Source organism: Prevotella sp. oral taxon 317 str. F0108 (assembly GCF_000162415.1).
Lineage (GTDB): Bacteria > Bacteroidota > Bacteroidia > Bacteroidales > Bacteroidaceae > Prevotella > Prevotella conceptionensis.
Map to the genome: position 1 here is coordinate 3793 of NZ_GG740080.1, position 2542 is coordinate 6334.

Below are 2542 nucleotides of genomic sequence, written 5' to 3' on the forward strand. Positions count from 1 at the left end.
ACAAAACTATGATTTCCTTTTCTAATAAATTTAAGCTCGTATAAAACACTAGCCAGTTGATAAATATATGAGTTAATAATCTCATTTAACTCTTTGTTTGCAATTACGTTCTCCGATTGGGGCATGTCACTAAACTTCAATTTGGAAATGTCCTTGATTTGAACGATACTGTCTTTATTGAAAATCTTATATATCTCTTGCTTTGGTTCAAAACTTACATTTGTAGAGTATGCGTTCTTATAGCCGTTGATCTTACCTTCATATTTCAATAACCTATCGATACGGACAATAGAATCGCGGTTTGTACTGTCTGTTTGGTAGTATGTAATTAATCTTGACTTATAGATACAATAACCATCAATCATGTCAGGATCGTATGATTTACGATTTGTTATAATCAAGAGTTCATGTGTTCCAATCTTTGAACTTTGTACTTGTATGACGTCTCCGTTTGGATACATTTGTATGAACTTATCAATGACGTTTTTTAAAGATTGATTGAACGGCCATTTTGTAGAAGTGCAGTTTAACATTAATAATAAAACTAGCAATATGGCGATTTGGGGCATTTTCATTTTTTATATATATATTTTTTTATCTCTTTGTAGGTTGGGTTATATATAGGATTGAACCTAGGAGAATTTAAATCAAATTGATACAATTGGCTTCTTTGTCTTTTATCGCCAGAATAAAATATGTATGCTTTAGGGTATTTATTCAATGCGGTATTAGGATGAGCTTGATTATACCCTATATAGATGTTGTTTAATGTCCAAACATCCCCCTCCGTGTAATAGTTGGCAACACGCTCCCCCGATGCCACACGCTTATAAGCCTTGTAGTCTCCAGAAGCTCTTGTACCTTTCTTAAAATCATTGCTTCCCCAAGGATGATTGTGTAAATGGAATATCATATTCGCATAATATTCTTCATCAACGCCTACACCCCCTGTACTAAAGTCTGTTCTGATAATAAAATTAACATTTCTCTTATCCTTGACACCTACTAAGTGCCATTCTACTTTTGTATTATCTGCTGCAAACTTGAAGAATTTGAAGGCATCTTCCGAATCTGAGATTGTTGCAGATGTCCCATTAAGGGTTGCATTACTTACTAGTTGATTAACCAACGTTTTATTCACTGTAATACTTTTCTTTCCTGAAAAGACACGATGTGTCGTTCTCGCATCCGTTTTTCTCCAAAAATACATTTTCCCCTCAGAGTTTAACGCGTAATCGTCCATACCATCAATATCCACTCTCATTATTGGATTACAATGACAATTGATATATCCTCCTATCTCAGGATACTTCTCCGCCAGCGGATCCACCCCATACCACAGGCTTGTCCTCGGGTTCATATACCTCGCTCCATAATAGTACAGCCCCGTTTCCCCGTCAAACTCCTTGCCATTGAACTTATACGGCATTTCCTCGGACGAAGAATGTTCGTCCACGAGCAGTTCTCCATAGGGCAAGTAGGCATCGAACTGGGTGATGTTGGCCTTGGCGTCGGTGATGTAAGAGGTGCTGCCGAGGTGGTCACTATGATAGAAGAAGATTTCCTCGGTGTTGGTGGTGTCTGTGGGGACATAGCCATACCCTGGCTGAGCATTGTCTGGGTCCTCGGGCTTGTTCCATTGGATGGGCGGGCCGGGAACATCTCCTTTCTTGTTGAACTTCGGACGTTGCACCCAACCTTCAGGTACAGAGTGGTCGCCCAGTTCCCCGATGATGGTGTTGTAGCCATAACCCGTGTTGTCGGGATCGGCCGTTGCACCCTTCATCGTGGGCACACCCGGTGGCGTGCCAAGCTTGCGGTAGTAGTCCTCGCGCTGTTTCTCTATCTGCATCATGCGGGCGGCATAGTCTTTCTGCCCTGCCGTAACGTTGTTGCTGCTGATGCCGTAGACATTGCTGAACTTGCCTGTTCCCAGTTTGCTTGCTACGCGTTTGTCGCCGATGAAGTAATGCTTGGTAAAGCGGTTCTTCGTTACGGTGATAATTGGGGCAGGATAAATGGCGTAATCCTCCGTTTCGTGGAACGTGATTCCCTGCGGCGCACCATTTACATACACGCCTTCGAGGTCGCCGTGGCTCTTGACGATGCGCTCGCCGGCGGCATTGTAGGTGTATCGGCTGGTTTTGCCATTATCCGATAATACCATCAGGCGGTTGTCCTCGTCCCAATACATTCGCCGCTCCGTGTTCAGGCTGTCGTTCTCCACCAGCGTGGGATTACCGTTGGCATCGTAAGTGTAATGCTCATGCCCTATCTGCGTGGGAGCGGTGGGGTGGTTGCTGTCTCGTACTTATACGTAAAGTCGTAAGACTGCGCCGTCTTTGTGGATTCCACCTCCTGCACCTTGGTGAGTGGTTCGCTCATGCGGCCGAAGGTCATCGTCATCTCATACTTCGCACCCTTCGCCTCACCGTTGGCCTTTATCAGGCGGCTTAGGTCGTCGTAGACATAAGTGTGGTTGAAAGCACCGCCGAGTTTCGCTTTGTTGTTATTGCTATTGTTGCTATTACTATTGGCCTGT

The 2542-nt window shown here is 43.8% G+C and carries 1 protein-coding gene and 1 pseudogene; both read right to left on the reverse strand.

The features are described from left to right. A partial coding sequence (locus tag HMPREF0670_RS17260; protein WP_052296889.1) for a hypothetical protein occupies window positions 1-575 on the reverse strand: 575 nt, incomplete at its 3' end. Further along, window positions 572-2542 (reverse strand): annotated as a pseudogene (locus HMPREF0670_RS14560) (RHS repeat-associated core domain-containing protein); the annotation flags it as partial. The pseudogene HMPREF0670_RS14560 and the gene HMPREF0670_RS17260, both read right to left, overlap by 4 nt.